The sequence below is a fragment of the Mesorhizobium sp. WSM4830 genome, assembly GCF_055811495.1.
This window is the reverse complement of record NZ_JBVVQI010000004.1, coordinates 71,648-88,461: the sequence shown is the minus strand read 5'-3', so window position 1 is coordinate 88,461 and position 16,814 is coordinate 71,648. Positions and strand designations below refer to the sequence as shown.

Below are 16,814 nucleotides of genomic sequence, written 5' to 3'. Positions count from 1 at the left end.
ACGCCGCCCCGGGGATGCCGCCTCATCTGTCCTTGTCGAGATGGCCAAGGAACCCGCCGCCGGATCAGATCGTTTCGCGATATCTGGCCAGATCAACCGCAACGGAGGAGAGACATGCTGAAAGTTCTGCATGCTCACAATCGCGCGGCACCGAACATCGGCCGGCTCGGCCAGTTCGGGACTTGCCGCGATGCTGCGTGACGTCGACTACGTCCTGCAAAAACTCGACTGGATGCGCGCCGAAGGCATCTGGCCCAACGGCTTGCGGTATCTGTGGACCGATGCATTCGGGGTCGTGCTCTACGTCTCGCTTTTCGCGGAAACTGGCGAAGCGCGCTGGCTGGACGCGGCCGAGCGGCTGGTGGCCGATGTCGAGCGTGTGCTCGGCCGCCGGCGCGGACTGAGGATCGGCGAAGCGGCCGATCGCGACGGCCAGTATTTCCACTATCTGGCGATGTGGCTGTTCGCCTTGGCGCGTCTCGGCGATCTGAAGCCGGAATACCGCAAGCGCGGCATTGCGCTGGCGCGGAACATTCACCCGGCGTTTGTGGTCCCCGGCCGCGGCGTGATCTGGAAGATGCAGGAGGATTTAAGTGGTCCTTACCCCGGCTACGGGCTCGGCAGCATGGATGCCTATGACGGCTACGTCTCTTACCGGATGCTCGATGAGGACGCACTGGCGCCCGAGATCGCGCAGATGCGTGACCTGATGGAGCGCGATTGGCGCACCCTCGACATCGAGCAGGACCTCGGCCTCGGCATGATGCTGTGGCTCGCCCACTTCTTTCCCGACGAGCCGTGGGCCGAGGCCCAGACGAGGCGTTCGCTGCGAACCCTGGAAACGATGTGGGTCGACCCGCCCGGCTATTTCAGCCGCGCGCCATGGCTGCGCGATACCAAGTTCGCCTTCACCAATTACGGCGTTTCGCTCGGCCTGCAGGCCGCCGGTATCTGGCCGGGGCGTGTCGACAGGCTGAACGCCTTCTTCGAGGACTGGCGCTCCGGCGACGAATACGACCGCGAGGCGATCACCTGGGTCATGGCCTGCACCTCGCATTTTCCCGGTGCTTTTCTGACCCGGGGTGGCGAGACAATGATTGAAAGCGATCAAGCTCGGGAACGTTCCTCCGCCGGCGCGGTTGTCGATGGAAGTGCATCGAGACGCAAGGGACGCGGTTGAAATGACCATTCTCTTGGGAAAACCGGGAAGCTGTTGGGTGGCGACGGCCACCTCCACGAACTATCCCCAGCTCGAAGATTCAATCCGTGCGGACGCCGTTGTCGTGGGTGCTGGAATTGTCGGGCTGACGACGGCGCTTCGCCTTTGTGAGGCGGGCCGGTCGGTGGTCGTCCTCGAAGGCCTGCGCATAGGTGGCCAGGTGACCGGCCGCTCGACGGCCAAGATCACCACGCAGCATGCGCTGATCTATCGCCATCTCATCGGCACTGTCGGCCGGGAGTTGGCCCAAGTCTACGCCGATGCGAATTCCGCCGGCGCCCGACAAATCCGCGATTGGGTCGACAACTGCGCCATCGTCTGCGATTTCGAGAGCAAGGACGCCTATACCTACACCTGCGATGATGGCCGGCGCGCGAAGGTCGCGGCCGATGCGGAGGCCGCGCGTCAGGTCGGGCTGGAGGCCGAGGTTCTCGAACGCGCACCGCTGCCTTTCGAAACGGCCGCGGCATTGCGGTTCCCCGACCAGGCGCAGTTCAATCCGGCGATGTATCTGGTTGGCCTGGCGGAAGCGGTGACGGCCCGTGGCGGTCGGATCTTCGAAAACAGCCGCGCCACCTCGATCGACGAGGCAAGCCGCTGGCGCGTCGTCACCGATGGCGGCGCCATCGATGCCAGGCACGTCGTCGTCGCCACCAACATGACGGTGAAGAGCCCCGTCGGCATGGCGAACCGGACGCAACCGCGCTGCCACACCGTGATGGCCTTTCGGATCGATGATCCCCTCCCTGTAGACGGCATGTTCATCGGCATCGACGACCCGACGCATTCCATCCGCACGGGCCATGATGCCGAAGGGCCGCTGCTGGTCACGCTTGGCCCCAAATTCAACACCGGCTGGGACGGCGACGTGGCGAAGCGGTTTGTCGAACTGGAAAAATGGGCAAGAAAGAACCTTCCGGTCGGCGACGTCGCGTGGCGCTGGTGCAACGAGGACTATGATACGGCCGACAGGATCCCATACGCCGGCGAACCCGATCCCGCCAATGCCGCCGGCTTCCACATTGCCACGGGCTTCAACGCCTGGGGCATCACCAACGGGACGGCCGTGGGCACGATGATCGCCGACCTGATCTGCGGCCGCCCGAGCCCATGGCAAAAACTCTACGATCCGGCCCGGCCCTATCCCGAGGACTTCCACAAGAACGGCCGCAGTCAATCGATCGTCTCGAGCACCCATGACATTGCGCCCGGCATGGGTGGCGTGATCGTCAGGGGAGACGAAAAGATTGCGGCGTGGAGAGATACCGAAGGCGCACTCCAGGCGGTTTCGGCGACGTGCACCCACAAGGGCTGCACTGTGACCTGGAACAATGCGGACCACACCTGGGATTGTCCCTGCCACGGCTCGATCTTCGCCGCCGACGGTTCGGTCATCCACGGCCCTGCCCGAAAACCGCTTGCCCAGATTACATTGTGAAGGCGGCGACCGGCGCGGCCCGCATCACGCCGGCCGTTCGTAGGTTCCGACCAACTCCGTCTCCTCCAACGCGTGTTTCTGGGCTTGCTTCCAGACCTGATGCACGCCCGCCTGTCCCGGTACGCTGAGGCTCGGCACATCGAGCGCGGCCAGTAGGAAGTGGTAATGGTGGACGCCATGCCCTGCAGGCGGCTGCGGACCATCGTAATAGGCATTGCCGAAATCGTTGGTGCCTTGCCTGAGTGCGGACGGGCCGGGCTTGCCGTCTTCGGCTTCGGCGAGTCCGCCGGCATCCGGCGGGATATTGAAGACCGCCCAGTGCCCGAAAATCCCGCTTGGCGCATCGGGATCGCGCACGACAAGAACAAGGCTCTTGGTTCCATCCGGGACACCGGACCATTTGAGCGGCGGCGAGACGTTCTGGCCGTCACGCGCATATTTTTCGGGAATTCTTCCGCCTGCCCGGAACGCCGGGCTGATAAGGGTGAGTGGCATTGCTATTTCTCCGGGAGATTGCGACCGAGAAACCCGCGCCGGCGCCGTTCACGCCGCTTGCTGAGCTTCCGCGATGCGTCTGATCTCTCCTGGCAGGGATTCCCAGACCTTGTGCATCTGTCCTTCTCCGACGTGATGGGCGAGCACCTTGGACACGACCCTGAATGCATCTTTGGAATCGACCGGACGGGTAAATTCCAGCTCCGCCTTGATCTTGGCCAGAAACTCGTCGAGCGACCGCATCTTCTCGGGAGCTTTGGAAGGCTGGTATTGGTCATAGAAGGCGCCGCGCACCAGGATCGGCAGCTGCGAGCCGAGGTGGGCTGCAAGATCGGGTTGCATACGGTCGCGCAGGGCGTGCAGCACCGCTCCGAGAACGTGCCAGGCGACCTGCCGATCCGGTCCGATCTCGTCCATGATCTCGTCGAGCCAGATGTTCGTGGTCTGCAGTGTCTTGTCGAATACGTCGAGTCCGGTGGCGTTCATCGAAAATCCTCCTTCCGTTCAAATCCGACTAGGCTGATGTGACCAAACAGCCGTACCTGCCCGTTGTTCCCCGATGCGTATGTCCTGGTGCGCATTCATTGTCGGAGGTTCCGTTGCAAGGGGATTCGGGCCGGCTTTTTGCCGCTGTTTTTTCGAGCGCCTTTCTTGGCCGGCGCCCGGAACATCCTCATGGGTGGACGAGTTTTGTTTGCTGCCGCCGATCGCATGGCGACGAGTGATGCAGACACGAAAACAGGAGAAGAACCATGGCACATCACGATTTGGCGCCCAGGACGCCATCGCGCAGCCTCTACCCGTCCGCGCGAGACCCGCTCACGTCATTCCACCGGCAGATCGATCGCCTGTTCGACGACTTCTTTGCGCCAATGGCCGAAGCGACTACGGCCGGCGATCTTTGGCCGAGCGTCGACGTATATGAAACAGACCAAGCCTATAAGGTCACCGCCGAATTGCCGGGGCTCGAACAGAAGGATGTTGAGCTTAAACTGCGCGACAACACCCTCTCCATTACGGGCGAGAAGCGTTCGGAGCACAAGGAAAGCGACCGCGGCCAAACCTACAGCGAACGCAGTTATGGCCGGTTTCAGCGGACGATCCCCCTGGAAGCGGAGATCGATGCCGACAAAGTGCAGGCCAGTTTCAGGAACGGCGTTTTGACTGTCGAGCTTCCGAAGAATCCCGCCGCAAAAGACAAGACACGGCGCATAGAAGTGAAAGCGCGATAGCCAAACTGAAGGCTGCCTGAACAGGCGGCGTTCACCCCCGAGGGAGGGGAGAACGGCGAGCACCGCAACCGCTCAGGCGAGCGTCTAGCGCCGGGGATCGTCCGTCGGCTCGGAAACGCCTTCGAGTGCGATCTTGGCGGCTTCCTCATCGGTCCGCCCGAGGTCGGCCAGGGCAATGACGCCGACGAGGCGCTTGTCATGGTTGATCACCGGAAGGCGACGCACCTGATGCTTGGCCATGATCTTGGCCGCGTCGGTAATGTCGGCGTCGTCGAAGCACCAATAGACATGCTCGGACATGACCTCGCGAACGGTCGTGTTGCCGGCTGAGCGCTCCTCGGCGACGCCGCGCATCACGATGTCGCGGTCCGTCACCATGCCGACCAGCCTGTCATTCTCGCCGACCGGAAGGGCGCCGAGATTGTCGGCCCGCATTTTCCGGGCGGCATCCCTGATTGTCGTGTTCGGGTCGACCAGTTCGGCCCGACGGCTCATGATCTCCTGAACTTGCATGGGATATTCCTCTCTCTGATTGCTGAGGCAACAAGCCGCCAGACGCGCCTGTTGCCGCACATCGCGAAATTGCTAGCTGGCCGGACCAGACATGTACGGATCGCGATCTTCGATCGTCCCGATCCGTGCAGAGGCGCGTGCCGGTGCCGGCACCTCGCGATCGAAACTATTCTTGGAACGTCCAGGCAGCGAGCGAGTTCCAAAATGGTACCGGTGCCGCAGCCATCCCACGGGATGTGGCCGCAGGCAGGCTGGTAAAAAACCACCGGGAAAACAGATGCACGCGGATCGAAGGTCATGGCTATCATCTTTTCAGATCGCCGCGAGGCCGGGCGGCGACTCGCCGAGGAGCTCCTTCGCTTTGCCGGCCGCGACGACGTGATCGTATTGGCGCTGCCCCGAGGCGGCGTGCCGGTCGGCTACGAGGTCGCGCAGGCACTCAAGGCACCGCTCGACGTGTTCGTCGTGCGCAAGCTCGGCGTCCCCGGTCACGAGGAACTGGCGATGGGGGCGATCGCGCCCTCAGGCGTACGTGTCCTGAACGACGAAATCGTCAGCGGTCTCGCGATCCCGCCACATGTCATCGACGCGGTCGCCGCAAAGGAGGAAAAAGAGCTTCTGCGCCGCGAGCACCTCTATAGGAACGGGCGACCCCCACCGCAGTTGAATGGACGAACCATTATTCTCGTGGATGACGGGCTTGCGACCGGATCGACCATGCGGGCCGGGATCAGGGCGCTGCGAAAAAACCACGCCGCCTATATTGTCGCGGCCGTTCCCGTCGGTAGCCCCGACACTTGCGACGCGATGCGGGCGGACGCCGACGAGGTCGTTTGCGCGACGACACCAGAGCCGCTGCTCGGTGTCGGGCGCTGGTACGTGGATTTCTCTCAGACGAGCGATGAAGAGGTCCGCGCGCTCCTCGCCAGGTCCGCGCCCAAGCCTGCCGGTTCCGACGACACGGCCGCTTCCGAAGAGGAATTGGCTGGGCACGCGAGCGCGGGTCCGGCGGACGGCACCAGATCGCAATAGCGGAAGTTGGATATGGACCGGAATAGCGAGCACGTCGTGCATGTTCCCGCGGGGCCTGTCGCCCTTGAGGGCAATCTTTCGCTGCCCCCGGATGCTCGCGGCCTTGTGCTCTTCGCCCATGGCAGCGGCAGCAGCCGCCACAGCCCGCGCAACCGCTACGTGGCCGGAAGGCTGAACGAGGCGAACCTCGCCACCTTCCTCGTCGACCTGTTGACGGCCGAAGAGGAGCGGATCGACCGGGTCACGGCCGAGTTGCGCTTCAATATCGGATTGCTCGCCGACCGGCTGGTCGGCATCACGGATTGGCTCGGCGCCTCGCCGGACACGTCGAGGTTGCGTCTTGGCTATTTCGGCGCGAGCACAGGCGCCGGCGCCGCCCTGGCGGCGGCGGCCGAGCGTCCCGACCAGGCCGCGGCCGTGGTTTCGCGTGGTGGCCGGCCCGATCTTGCAGCGCTCGCCCTGCCGCGCGTCCGGGCGCCGACCTTGCTCGTCGTCGGAGGCGCGGACACGCAAGTGATCGCACTCAACCGCTCGGCGCTGGCGGCGCTCCGTAGCGAGAAGGAGCTCGCCATCGTCCCTGGCGCGACACATCTGTTCGAGGAGCCCGGCGCCCTGGACGAAGTCGCGGATCTCGCTACCCAATGGTTCTTGCGCCATCTGATTTCGGACAGATCGGCGTCGACGTCCTGACAGCTGGGGCTTGGATCACCCGTCCCGGGATCATTTGCGTCCTCAACGCGTTATGATCCTCATAAGACAGCGCGCAGCTGCAACCCGAATGGCTGTCGCAACCCGTATGTGGGAGAAAGACAATGCCGGACAAGAAAACCATCGAGAAGGCCCGAAAGGACAAGCGCGAGGGCAAGTCGCCGAGCACGCAGGCCGGCGAGTTCGTGCACGAGGAGATCGACAAAATCCGCCGCGGTGAGCACGGCGCGCGCTCGACCCAGCAGGCTATCGCCATCGGGCTTTCCGAGGCAAGACGCGCAGGCGTAGACCTGCCCCCGCCCAAAAAGGGCAAGGTGAAGGAGAGCACGCGCAAAAGCGCCGAATACGCCTATGAGGCCGGCCAGGGCGAACGCACGCCGAAACGCCGCCCGCGGGTCTCGAAAGCCGTCTCCAAGGTGCTCGAGCACGAGCCGAAGAGCACGGCGTCGCACGAGGCGCTGGCGCAGCAGGCCAAGCGTGCGGCCTCGCGCCGGACGGCTGAGGAGCGCTCGGCCGCCGCAAAGAAGGCCGCCGAGACGAAAGGCGCCAGCGGAAGGAAGGCGGCGGCGCAGAAGGCCGCCAGAACGCGGGCACACCACGCATAGTTCAAGACGGCAGTTCGCCTCCAGGAAACCCGATATGGACGCCACGGGCCGCCGCCAGCAAAGGCAAGACGTCGACAAGGCCGCCGGCGATAAACGCCTATTCCTCCCAGACACCCTCCCGGCGCAGATCGTCCATCGTGCGCGAAATGCCTTCGCGCAGGATCGCCACCATGTCGTCGATCTGCTCGCGCGTGATGATCAGCGGCGGCGACATCACGCACATGTTGATCAGCGGCCGAACCAGCAGGCCGAGCTCGTGGCAATACGCGTCGACCCGGTCGGTAGCTCGATCCACCTCGCTTATGACCCTGAGGCTATGCTGGTGATGGCCGACTGAATAATTTTTAGCGCAGCAATGCGGCCGGCGACGATGGCGCCCTCGACGTAGCCCGGAAATGATGGCGACAGCTCCGACGAGGCGAAATGGATCGGCGGCGCGCCGGCGCGGATGATGCGTTCGGCATAGGTTGCCGTCGCATCGACGATAAGGTCGCTGTAGCCGCCACCGCTCCAGCGATCGTCCGTCCAGTCACGATAGCTGAGATCGGAGAAGCCGGCCGCCTCGGCGCCGAGCGCTTCCTCCAGTTTTGACGTCACCTTGGCGCGCAGTGCCGCCTCGCCCAGTTCGCGCCAGCGCCGGGCCAGCGGCCCGCCGATGAAGACGACAAGTGCTGGATGAGCCTCGTCATTGCTGGCATCGCAAGCAAAAAGCCCGTGCGGGTCGCGCCACATCACCATGCCGCTCAAGCCCCTGTCGCGCCAGAAAGCCTTGGGATAACGCGCCAGCATTTTGATCACCGCGCCGCTTTGCCAGACGCCGAGCGCTCCTGCCAGCGCAGCCGGTAGCAGCGGCACGAACTCCACTCTCGAGGCCATCATCGGCGGGACCGCGACCAGCACCGTCCGTGCCTCGATTGAGCCTGCAGCCGAAACGACGTGAACCCCTCCCTGCCCGTGCTCAATGGCCTCGACAGCTGTGTTCAGCCGCAGTCGATCGCCAAGATCCCGCGCAAGATCATCTGCCAGCGAATGCATGGTTTCGCGCACGAAATACTGCAGCTCCGACACTTCGTTGATGATGCGGCGGTCATTGTCGATGACGTACCACAGCGGCAGCTTTTCCATTGCCAGGCACCAAAGGCCCTCAATCAGCGAATGAAAGGCCGCCTTGGCTTCATCAGGATCGTTCTGGCGATCGAGCCATGCGGCGACGGTCAAACCGGCAATGGCCGGATCATTCGGTGCGATCGCGTTCATCCGCTCGCGTATTTGCATCGCGGTGCCGTACGTGTGCTTGGCTTGCGCCTCGTTCATCCGCGGCTGGGTGATGAATTCGCCGGCGAAATGCGTCTCGACCAATGTCTTGCCGCGCGCCCGCAGCAGCGCCATCACTTCCGGCATATCTTCGCACAGGAACTGACCGCCGCTGTCGACCCGCTCGCCGAGGCCATTCGGCATGGCTTCGACGCGTCCGCCGACGCGATGGCGGGCTTCGAGCAGCACGAAATCGACGCCGGCCTTCTTCAGCTCAAGCGCTGCCGAAAGGCCGGTGAAGCCGGCGCCGACGACGACCACATCGGCTCGTTCGATCTCGGAGTTCAATAGCCGGCCTTGATCTTCTCGAATTCCGCGATCATCCGCTGTTTGAGTTCCGGCGCCACCGGCAGCGGATGGAAGCCGGGGTCCTCGTAACGGGACTGGTCAAACAAAACGAGGTCCTTGTCCGGCCCCAGCGCTGCAGCCGAAGCCACCAGCGCTCTCAGAGGTCGCGTCAATGTCTTCATTGCTGTTCCATCCTCTTTGATTGTTTCACGCCGGCTTGGCAGCGCTGGCTGCAGATCTCGGATAGTGCTTGGGGAATGCCGCAGACAGGAATTCGTTCGCGGCCTGCAGCGCCGTCTCGCGTGTGGTGTCTTCGGTGTCCATCATCAAACGCAGCCACAGACCATCCAGCATGGCGCTGAGTGCCAGCGCCATGACTTGTGGCTCATAGGCATAGCCGCCGCTCTTCTGGAGCGCCGCGCAAAGATCGATGAAGATGTTTTGGTAGACGGCATCGCGTGCGCTGCTCAGGGCTTGATATTTCGGCCGCGATTTGGCCTCCCCCCAGAAGGCACACCAGGCAGCAAGCTTGCGCTTGTTGCAGATCGAGCGGTCGAAATCGGCCGCGACCAATGCCTGCAATTGACGGGCAGGGTCATCGCCGGCCTTTTGCAAGGCGCTGCGCCAATGCGCCGAATACTCGTCATACATGTATTGCAAAGTGGCGACGAGCAGCTTCTCCTTGCTCTCGAAATGGAAATTGACGATGCCGCGCGATAGGCCGGCGCCGTCTGCGACGTCGGCCATCGTCGTCTCCGAAAAGCCGCGCTTGGCCAGTGAATCGATTGTCGCTTCGATCAGTTGAAGCTGCCTTGTCTCTTTCGACGCCTTGCGGCCGCGCTTTTCGGGGTCGCTTTTTCGAGCCGGTTCGAGGAGGGCTTCGCGCGCCTCTGTCGTCTTCATCGGGGTGATAGTCTCCAGCGGTGATGGTCTCCAGCATCGCCGACTAGCCGACCGGCTTTCGGCCCCGAAGATCAGTGGAACGGTGCTCGCCACTGTCAAGCAACTTCTGCATGGCTGCCAAGTTCCAATGTTCACGTCGAGATAGGGATCCTTGGAGAAACCGAGGTCGAAGGCACCGTCGGCGAAAGGTAGCGACCCGGCGATGCGTGGACCAGATTTGCGCCCCCGAGCCGCCTGCAGCGGACCTCTGCGTCGAGATCCATCCCAGGCGCGAGCTGCGGTATCACAAGCTGATGAAGCGTGCCAAACTGGTGCCGCGGCCGTTCGTCAGGCTCGATCGCCGCACCGCCAATCCACCCGCGGATTTCTGAGCATGTCCGACGAAACCGAACATCATGAGGAAGACGCCGAAGCCGCCGAACAGTGGCAGCTGGTCAACACGCCGCTCGGCGAAAAATGGTCGGGCCGCACCCGCTATGCCGCGGCCATGTTCTTCTACAAACGCGGCGAGATGAACGCCGAGACGCTCGAGGTCTACCGCATCTGCGCGCGGCTGGATTCGACGGATCCGCTACCGATCATCCGCGACCGCGGCATTGGCCAGGACTGGCTTAAACGCATGGGTTTCGAATAGTCCGCCCCCAAATCGCGTTCCGGTCAAGCCGGCATCACCCGCTCAGCCGATGGTCTTTTCCAGCACGCCGAGCCAATTGCGATAGGCGATCTTCTCGATCAGCGCGCGCCCGAAGCCGCGTGCCGCGAACGCGTCGAGCAGTCTTGGCAGGCCGGCAACGTCGCCTATCGCGGCCGGGATCATGGCGCCGTCGAAATCCGAGCCCAGGCCGACGCCGTCTTCGCCCAGCGCCTGCAGCAGCGAATCGACATGGCGCACCATGATGTCGAGGCTGGTGTCGGCGTTCATCCTGCCGTCCTCGCGCAGGAACCCGGTGGCGAAGTTCAGCCCGACCATGCCGCCCGAATCGCGGATCGCGCCGAGCTGCCATTCGGTGAGGTTGCGCGAATGGCCGCAGATCGCGTGCACGTTGGAATGGGTCGCGACCAGCGGTGCGTCGCTGATCTCGACGACGTCGCGGAAACCTTTTTCGTTGAGATGCGAAAGATCGATCATGATCTTCAGCTGGTTGCAGGCTTTCACCAGCGCCTTGCCGGCATCGGTCAGCCCCGGCCCTGTATCGGGCGACGACGGGAAGCGGAACGGCACGCCGTGGCCGAAGGCATTGGGACGGCTCCAGACGATGCCGAGCGAGCGCAGGCCGGCTGCGTGGAGAACGTCGAGCAGGGTGAGCTCAGGGTCGATCGCCTCGACCCCTTCGATATGGAACACCGCCGCGATCGAGCCTTGCGCCATCGCCTTCCTCACATCGCCGGCGCTGCGGCAGACAGTAAGTGCCGAAGCCCGCTCCAGCCTGAACAGGATCGAGGCCATCGCTATGGTGGAGTTGAGCGCATCGGCGCGCGGAATCTCGGGTGGCAAGGGCTCGCTGTCGCTCGGCGCCAGCGGCACCGCGCCGCGTTTGGATTTCTCGACAGGCGGCGGGAAGATCGCAAACATGCCGCCGGCAAACCCGCCTTTCTTCGCGCGCGGCAGGTCGATATGGCCACCCGGCGTCCCCTCGACGAACAGCTTTTCGACGTCCGCATCCTTCGACTGGTAGAGCCTGAGCAGCGTGTCGTTGTGGCCGTCAAAGACGGGAACGAGATCGGATTCGGTCATGGAGGGCCATTCGGTTGAAGTGGTCGGGCCGCGGACGGCGAGCCGGTTGCTGGCAATACTTAGGCAAGGTTGGCGCTCTGCGCAAATCCCGTATGTTTGCCCCCTTGCGTTTGTACGCCCCCAATAGCCAAAAGGGGCACGCGGTAAAGCCGCGCACCCCTTCTTTCGACATTCGTTGAGGCTGTGCCTTACCGCTTCAGCACGTCCGCCCATTCCGGATGGCGGCGGAACTGAGCATTGGCGAACGGGCAAAGCGGGATGATCGTCTTGCCCGCCGCACGTGCATCCTCGACGGCACGGCTGACCAGGCGAAGCCCCGCGCCCTGGCCGCGAAATGCATCCGGCACCTCGGTATGGTCGATGATGATCTGGTGCTCGCCGATCTTGGTGAAGGTCATCTCCGCCTCGGCGCCGCCCGGCCCACGCAGGAGGTAGCGGCCCTTCGAGCCGCGGTCCTCCAGTTCAATCTCCGGCAATAGGTCAGACATGGCTTGCGGTCCTTTCATCCGACGCCACGGCGAACAGTCGCCGCGCCGCCTCGATCTCACTCGGCCGCACCTCATGGCCGCCGTCATGCCACTCGACTGTGACATCGGCGCCATCGGCGCGCAAATAGGCTTCGAGCCGCGCCGTCAAATCAGGCGGACAGATGGGGTCCCGCCTGCCGGCGGTGACCAGGATGCGGCCGCCGCCAAGGCTGCCCTTGACCTTCGGCTCGAACGGAATCAGCGGATGCATCAGCACCGTTGCGTCGAACAGCGACGGTTCGGCAAACAGCAAGGAGGCCAGGATGTTGGCGCCGTTGGAGTAACCGAGGCCGAGCACCGAAGATGGCCTTGCCGCCTCGACATGCGCCTTGACGAAACCGGCCATCTTCTCTGTCGCTCGCGTGAGGTCGCCCATGTCGTAGACGCCCTCGCCGGTCCGGCGGAAGAAGCGTGCGGCGCCTTGTTCCGAAACATCGCCGCGCGGAGCGACGATCGTCGCTTGCGGCGCGAGATCGCGTCCAAGCGACAGAAGCTGGGCCTCGTCGCCGCCGGTGCCATGGAAGACGAAGAGCAACGGTCCGCCCGGCGAACCGGGCAGCACTTTGTGAATATACGAATCCTTGCTCATGACCTTGCCCTCAGTCTTCCAGTTTCTGCAGATGCTGCTCGAGATAGGGTCGCAAATGCTGGTGTTGCGACGGCAGTTTCAGCGCCTCGCCGAGATGGGCGGTATCCTCGTCGCGGTCGAAGCCCGGCTCGCTGGTGGCGACTTCGAACAGCACGCCGCCCGGCGTGCGGAAGTAGATCGCCCAGAAATAATCGCGGTCGATCACTGGCGTCACCTGATAACCTGTATCGAGCAGCGCCTTGCGCACTTCGAGCTGCTTGGCGCGGTTCTCGACGGCGAAAGCGACATGGTGGACCGAGCCGGCGCCGAGATTGGCGAAGCCGGCCCCCGGCAGCGATTCGATATCGACGACGTCGGCGCCGTTGCCGTTCTTCACCGCCAGCCGCCTGACGTTGCCGCACTTGTCGACCTCCTCATAACCCATGAATTTCAGCAGCTCTTCGGTGGCGCCGACATCTTTCAGCCTGAGCGACACCGAGTGAAAGCCGCGGATCGCCTCGTCGGTGGGAATGCCACCCTTGGCCCATGGTGCACGGCTGTCCGCTCTGTCTTCGACCAGCGCAAACCCGTCGCCGTCGGGACCGGCGAAGACAAGACGCTTCTCGCCGAACGTCTCCTCGCCGGACAGCCCGGTGACACCTTGCTCGGCAAACCGTTTCTCCCAATAGCCGAGCGTGCCCTCGGGCACCGAGTAAGCGGTGGTACCGACTTCGCCGACTCCATGGCGGCCTTTGCCGATGTTCGGGAACGGGAAATAGGTCATCACCGAGCCGGGCGTGCCGACCTCGTCGCCGTAATAGAGGTGGTAGACGTCGGGTGCGTCGAAATTGACCGTTTTCTTGACCCGGCGCAGGCCGAGCGTACCGGTGAAGAATTCGTTGTTCTGGCGTGCATCGCCGGCCATCGAGGTGACGTGATGCAGGCCCTTGACCTGGTCGAGCATGTTTCTGCTCCTTCCCTTGTGCTGGTGCGGCCCTTGCCGCTGTCCAGGCAAATATGAGGATCCGCCTCCTGGCCGCAAAGGCGGCAAACACAGAATGGACTGTGCTGTTAAAGTGAACGATCAAGCAGGTTTGTTCACCACTCGGCGAACCGGACCGGCTTGCATACTCGCCGAAATTGCGCTCCATGAATGACGCATGTAGCCAGCGTGAGGATACCGCGGTTGACGGGAAAACGCCCCAACATTCTCCTGATCACCTGCGACCAATGGCGCGGCGACTGCCTGTCAGCCGCTGGCCACAAGGTGGTAAGGACGCCGAGTGCCGACGCGCTGGCTGCCGAGGGCGTTCTGTTCCGGAAGCACTATGGCGGCGCCGCACCTTGCTCGCCGGCGCGCGCCTGCCTCTACACCGGCCTCTACCAGATGAACAATCGTGTTTGCCGCAACGGCACACCGCTCGATGCCCGCCACGGCAACATAGCGCTCTGGGCGCGCGCCCTTGGCTATGATCCGACGCTGTTCGGTTATACCGACATGGCGCGCGACCCGCGCACGCTGGCGCCTGGCGACCCGCAGCTGAAGAGCTATGAAGGCGTGCTGCCCGGCTTCACCGTGCGCCAGCTTCTGCCCGAGCACCAGAAGCCCTGGCTGTCATGGCTCAAGGCGCGCGGCGTCGATGCCGGCGCCGGCTCCCCCGCCATTCACCGCCCGGTGGGCGAAATCCTGGAAAACGACGGCGCGATCAGCAACGCTCCGCCAATCTATTCGAACGACGAGACGCCGTCCGCCTTCCTGGCCGGCGAATTCATCCGCTGGCTCGGCGAGCAGGAGCGCGATACGCCCTGGTTCGCGCACCTTTCCTTCATCAGCCCCCACCCGCCCTTCATCGCGCCGGCGCCTTACAATACCATGTACGATCCGGTCATCGGTCCAGCTTTTGACCGCGCCGAAAGCTGGCAGGCCGAAGCAGCAAGCCACCCCTACCTCGCCTTTGAATTTGACCGGCAGGAACGGTCGAAATTCCGCCCGGGCTCGGGGGGCAAGGTGCGCGACTGGGGCGACGATAATTTTCGCCGCATCCGGGCGCTCTATTACGGCATGATCTCGGAGGTCGACGCGCAGCTTGGCCGTGTCTGGCAAGCGGTCAAGGCAGCCGATGCATGGGACGACACCGTCATCGTGCTGACCTCCGACCACGCCGAGATGATGGGCGACCATTTCATGCTGGGCAAGGGCGGCTTCTTCGACGGCAGCTTCCATATTCCGCTGATCATTCACGATCCGCGCCGCCGCAAGGCTGCCGGCAGCAGTGTCGACCGCTTCACCGAGGCGGTGGATTTGGCACCGACCTTGCTCGCGCTCACTGGCGGCGAAGTGCTGCCGCATCTCGACGGCCGCTCGCTGGTCCCTTTCCTGGACGCCACGGAGCCGGACGATTGGCGCGATGCGGCGCATTGGGAATTCGATTTCCGCTCGATCGCGGATGGTGATGCAGAACGGTATTTCGGCATCGGTCCGCGTCAGTGCAATCTCGCCGTCATCCGCGCGCAAAAGTTCAAATATGTGCATTTCGGCGGCGGCCTGCCGCCCTTGCTCATTGACCTGGAGAAGGATGCCGGCGAGCTGACCAACGTCGCTGACGATCCAGCCTATCTGCCGTCGCGGTTGGAATTTGCCGAGAAATTGCTCGCCTGGCGGGCCGAGCATCTCGACCAGTCCCTGGCGCTCGCCGAATTGGCGGACAATGGCGTTGCCGGCCATGTCGCCGGCTTTCCCTAGACATAAGCAAAACCCGCGCCGTTGCCGACGCGGGCTTCTTTGTCGGCCTGTGTGCAGCTTAACGCATGATCATGCGCTGTTTGTCGCGATTTTGCGCATAGGTGGCCTTGTCGTAGGGGGCCTGCGCCTCAAGCTGCTCCTTGGTGAAGTTCGTGTAGAGATAGCGCTTGCCGTTCTTGTCGGTCATGAATTTCAGGTTGTCCATGCCGACCGCCACCTCCTTCTCGCCGACGCCAAGGAAGCCGCCGACGTCGATGATGACTGCGTCGACCTTCTTGTCGCTGCCCAGCACGATATCGCCAATTTCGCCGACGTTGACATCGTTGGCGCCGTAAACGGTTGTTCCAACCAGATCCTCGGCCCGGATTTCGCCCATCGGCATTTCGGTTAGCGTCGACTTGTCGATCGACCCGGTCTTGGTCTGGTCGGCCGCCGAGTTAGCCGGAGGCGCCGCTGCCGGAGCGTTTTGAGCCGTCTTGCTGGCTTGGTCAGTGTTGTTGGTCGTCGCGGTGTTGCTGGCCGTCACGGTAGGCGTGACGGTGGCGGGCGCAGTAGCCGCGGCAGTGGTTGCCGGGGCCGGATCATAGGCCTTGCGGTTGAAGTCCGGCTGCGCCTGCAGCTCTTCCTTGGTCGTTTGCGCAACCAGCCAGCGATCGCCGTTCCTTTCGGCCCATTGCGCCTTGTCAAAATCATAGGCGACGTTCTTTTCGCCGATGCCGAGGAAGCCGCCGACACCGATGATCAGCGATTGCGCCTTGGCTTCCTTGTTGATGACGATGTCGTTCACGTCACCGATGTTTTGGGCGTCGTCGCCGGTGCCGTTATAGACGGTCTCGCCGATGATATTGGTGGCGAGATTGCCTTCGGCGCGCTTGACTGGCTCAGCCGGCGCGGCAGGCGCAGGGGTTGTATTTTGCGCGCTGGTGGAAGGGGCGGCAGGCACCGCATTATCGGCCGAAGCTGGTGGCGGCGGCGGATCGTACGGTCTCCGGTCGAAATCCGGCTGAGCCGTCAACTCATCCTTCGTCGTTTGCGCTATCAGCCAGCGGTCGCCATTTCTTTCGGCCCATTGCATCTTCTTGTAGTCGAAAGCGACGTTCTTGGTTCCTATGCCAAGAAAACCGCCAACGCCGATGACGACGGATTTTACCTCGCCGCGCTCGTCGAAGACGATATCGCTGATGTTGCCGATATTCTGGGCATCATCGCCGGTGCCATTATAGACGGATTCGCCGATGATGTTGGTGGCAAGGCTGCCCTCGGCACGTATCGCCGGAGCGGTATCCTCGGCGGCGGGTGGTTGCGCCGGCGCCGGGGTCGTCGCCGATTGCGCAAATGCACCCGTCGCAATCAATGTTGCGACTGCTGTCGTAGTTAAAAGGGTGCGGATCATCTTAGTGTCTCCTCGTCGGTGATTTCGTGCACGCCCTGCCCGCCTGGCGTCACTGCGGGCGCAGCGTCTTCTGCATGTTCACAACGTTGTGACCACACTGT

Annotated in this window: 19 protein-coding genes and 2 pseudogenes; 9 read left to right on the top strand and 12 right to left on the bottom strand. The window is 63.4% G+C overall.

Annotated features, from left to right (window positions below; all coding sequences use genetic code 11):
* Nucleotides 1-130: 130 nt before the first annotated feature.
* Nucleotides 131-1,180, top strand: coding sequence for a hypothetical protein (locus AC0L2Y_RS07465; RefSeq protein WP_473554958.1), 1,050 nt, complete (start codon nucleotides 131-133; stop codon nucleotides 1,178-1,180).
* Between the two features lies 1 nt (nucleotide 1,181).
* The gene (locus AC0L2Y_RS07460) at nucleotides 1,182-2,657 is read left to right on the top strand and encodes an FAD-dependent oxidoreductase (protein WP_473554957.1); all 1,476 of its coding nucleotides are present in this window, start codon (nucleotides 1,182-1,184) and stop codon (nucleotides 2,655-2,657) included.
* Nucleotides 2,658-2,681: 24 nt separating this feature from the next.
* Here AC0L2Y_RS07460 and AC0L2Y_RS07455 read toward each other — a convergent pair whose 3' ends face one another.
* A complete protein-coding gene (locus AC0L2Y_RS07455) occupies nucleotides 2,682-3,152 on the bottom strand; it encodes a YbhB/YbcL family Raf kinase inhibitor-like protein (RefSeq protein ID WP_352471470.1) in 471 nt (156 codons plus the stop codon).
* A 48-nt stretch (nucleotides 3,153-3,200) separates the two neighbouring features.
* A complete protein-coding gene (locus AC0L2Y_RS07450; RefSeq protein WP_352489370.1) occupies nucleotides 3,201-3,638 on the bottom strand; it encodes a DUF2267 domain-containing protein in 438 nt (145 codons plus the stop codon).
* A 266-nt stretch (nucleotides 3,639-3,904) separates the two neighbouring features.
* On the opposite strand from AC0L2Y_RS07450, the gene AC0L2Y_RS07445 reads away from it, so the two are divergent.
* Nucleotides 3,905-4,384 (top strand): Hsp20/alpha crystallin family protein, encoded by a 480-nt coding sequence (locus tag AC0L2Y_RS07445; RefSeq protein ID WP_473554954.1) that lies wholly within the window; start codon nucleotides 3,905-3,907, stop codon nucleotides 4,382-4,384.
* Nucleotides 4,385-4,468: 84 nt separating this feature from the next.
* Here the strand turns inward: AC0L2Y_RS07445 and AC0L2Y_RS07440 are convergent, their stop codons facing one another.
* Entirely contained in the window at nucleotides 4,469-4,897 is a 429-nt protein-coding gene (locus AC0L2Y_RS07440; protein ID WP_473554953.1) for a CBS domain-containing protein, read from the bottom strand.
* Between the two features lie 297 nt (nucleotides 4,898-5,194).
* On the opposite strand from AC0L2Y_RS07440, the gene AC0L2Y_RS07435 reads away from it, so the two are divergent.
* The 3 genes from AC0L2Y_RS07435 to AC0L2Y_RS07425 all read left to right on the top strand — a co-directional run bounded on the left by AC0L2Y_RS07435 (nucleotide 5,195) and on the right by AC0L2Y_RS07425 (nucleotide 7,242).
* The gene (locus AC0L2Y_RS07435) at nucleotides 5,195-5,929 is read left to right on the top strand and encodes a phosphoribosyltransferase (protein WP_473554951.1); all 735 of its coding nucleotides are present in this window, start codon (nucleotides 5,195-5,197) and stop codon (nucleotides 5,927-5,929) included.
* Between the two features lie 12 nt (nucleotides 5,930-5,941).
* A complete protein-coding gene (locus AC0L2Y_RS07430; RefSeq protein WP_473554949.1) occupies nucleotides 5,942-6,619 on the top strand; it encodes a dienelactone hydrolase family protein in 678 nt (225 codons plus the stop codon).
* A gap of 122 nt (nucleotides 6,620-6,741) precedes the next feature.
* On the top strand, nucleotides 6,742-7,242 hold the full coding sequence (locus AC0L2Y_RS07425) for a DUF6496 domain-containing protein (RefSeq protein ID WP_023678569.1): 501 nt from the start codon (nucleotides 6,742-6,744) through the stop codon (nucleotides 7,240-7,242).
* 97 nt (nucleotides 7,243-7,339) lie between these two features.
* Here the strand turns inward: AC0L2Y_RS07425 and AC0L2Y_RS07420 are convergent.
* The 4 genes and pseudogenes from AC0L2Y_RS07420 to betI all read right to left on the bottom strand — a co-directional run.
* A pseudogene (locus AC0L2Y_RS07420) lies at nucleotides 7,340-7,519 on the bottom strand (aspartate aminotransferase family protein); the annotation flags it as partial.
* Nucleotides 7,520-7,542: 23 nt separating this feature from the next.
* Complete coding sequence (locus AC0L2Y_RS07415) at nucleotides 7,543-8,844, bottom strand: flavin monoamine oxidase family protein (RefSeq protein ID WP_473554946.1); 1,302 nt, start codon at nucleotides 8,842-8,844, stop codon at nucleotides 7,543-7,545.
* A complete protein-coding gene (locus AC0L2Y_RS07410; RefSeq protein ID WP_352489363.1) occupies nucleotides 8,841-9,026 on the bottom strand; it encodes a hypothetical protein in 186 nt (61 codons plus the stop codon). Before AC0L2Y_RS07410 ends, AC0L2Y_RS07415 begins: the two co-directional genes overlap by 4 nt.
* Nucleotides 9,027-9,051: 25 nt before the next feature.
* Nucleotides 9,052-9,747, bottom strand: a complete 696-nt coding sequence (gene betI, locus AC0L2Y_RS07405) for a transcriptional regulator BetI (RefSeq protein WP_473554943.1) — start codon at nucleotides 9,745-9,747, stop codon at nucleotides 9,052-9,054.
* Between the two features lie 242 nt (nucleotides 9,748-9,989).
* Here betI and AC0L2Y_RS07400 point away from each other — a divergent pair.
* Both AC0L2Y_RS07400 and AC0L2Y_RS07395 read left to right on the top strand, forming a co-directional pair.
* A pseudogene (locus AC0L2Y_RS07400) lies at nucleotides 9,990-10,118 on the top strand (aminomethyl transferase family protein); the annotation flags it as partial.
* Nucleotides 10,119-10,120: 2 nt separating this feature from the next.
* Nucleotides 10,121-10,381 carry a hypothetical protein gene (locus AC0L2Y_RS07395; RefSeq protein WP_473554941.1) on the top strand — a complete coding sequence of 87 codons (261 nt, stop codon included), beginning with the start codon at nucleotides 10,121-10,123 and terminating at the stop codon, nucleotides 10,379-10,381.
* A gap of 42 nt (nucleotides 10,382-10,423) precedes the next feature.
* Here AC0L2Y_RS07395 and AC0L2Y_RS07390 read toward each other — a convergent pair whose 3' ends face one another.
* The 4 genes from AC0L2Y_RS07390 to AC0L2Y_RS07375 all read right to left on the bottom strand — a co-directional run bounded on the left by AC0L2Y_RS07390 (nucleotide 10,424) and on the right by AC0L2Y_RS07375 (nucleotide 13,541).
* Complete coding sequence (locus tag AC0L2Y_RS07390) at nucleotides 10,424-11,482, bottom strand: dipeptidase (RefSeq protein ID WP_473554939.1); 1,059 nt, start codon at nucleotides 11,480-11,482, stop codon at nucleotides 10,424-10,426.
* Between the two features lie 188 nt (nucleotides 11,483-11,670).
* Complete coding sequence (locus tag AC0L2Y_RS07385) at nucleotides 11,671-11,970, bottom strand: GNAT family N-acetyltransferase (RefSeq protein ID WP_352489359.1); 300 nt, start codon at nucleotides 11,968-11,970, stop codon at nucleotides 11,671-11,673.
* Complete coding sequence (locus AC0L2Y_RS07380; RefSeq protein ID WP_473554937.1) at nucleotides 11,963-12,598, bottom strand: alpha/beta hydrolase; 636 nt, start codon at nucleotides 12,596-12,598, stop codon at nucleotides 11,963-11,965. The genes AC0L2Y_RS07385 and AC0L2Y_RS07380 overlap by 8 nt, the downstream gene beginning before the upstream one ends.
* Before the next feature lie 10 nt (nucleotides 12,599-12,608).
* Nucleotides 12,609-13,541, bottom strand: coding sequence for a VOC family protein (locus AC0L2Y_RS07375; RefSeq protein ID WP_473554935.1), 933 nt, complete (start codon nucleotides 13,539-13,541; stop codon nucleotides 12,609-12,611).
* A 189-nt stretch (nucleotides 13,542-13,730) separates the two neighbouring features.
* Here AC0L2Y_RS07375 and AC0L2Y_RS07370 point away from each other — a divergent pair, with 189 nt between their 5' ends.
* Complete coding sequence (locus tag AC0L2Y_RS07370; protein WP_473554933.1) at nucleotides 13,731-15,320, top strand: alkaline phosphatase family protein; 1,590 nt, start codon at nucleotides 13,731-13,733, stop codon at nucleotides 15,318-15,320.
* Nucleotides 15,321-15,378: 58 nt separating this feature from the next.
* Here the strand turns inward: AC0L2Y_RS07370 and AC0L2Y_RS07365 are convergent, their stop codons facing one another.
* Nucleotides 15,379-16,713 (bottom strand): PRC-barrel domain-containing protein, encoded by a 1,335-nt coding sequence (locus tag AC0L2Y_RS07365; RefSeq protein WP_473554931.1) that lies wholly within the window; start codon nucleotides 16,711-16,713, stop codon nucleotides 15,379-15,381.
* Nucleotides 16,714-16,814: the final 101 nt, after the last annotated feature.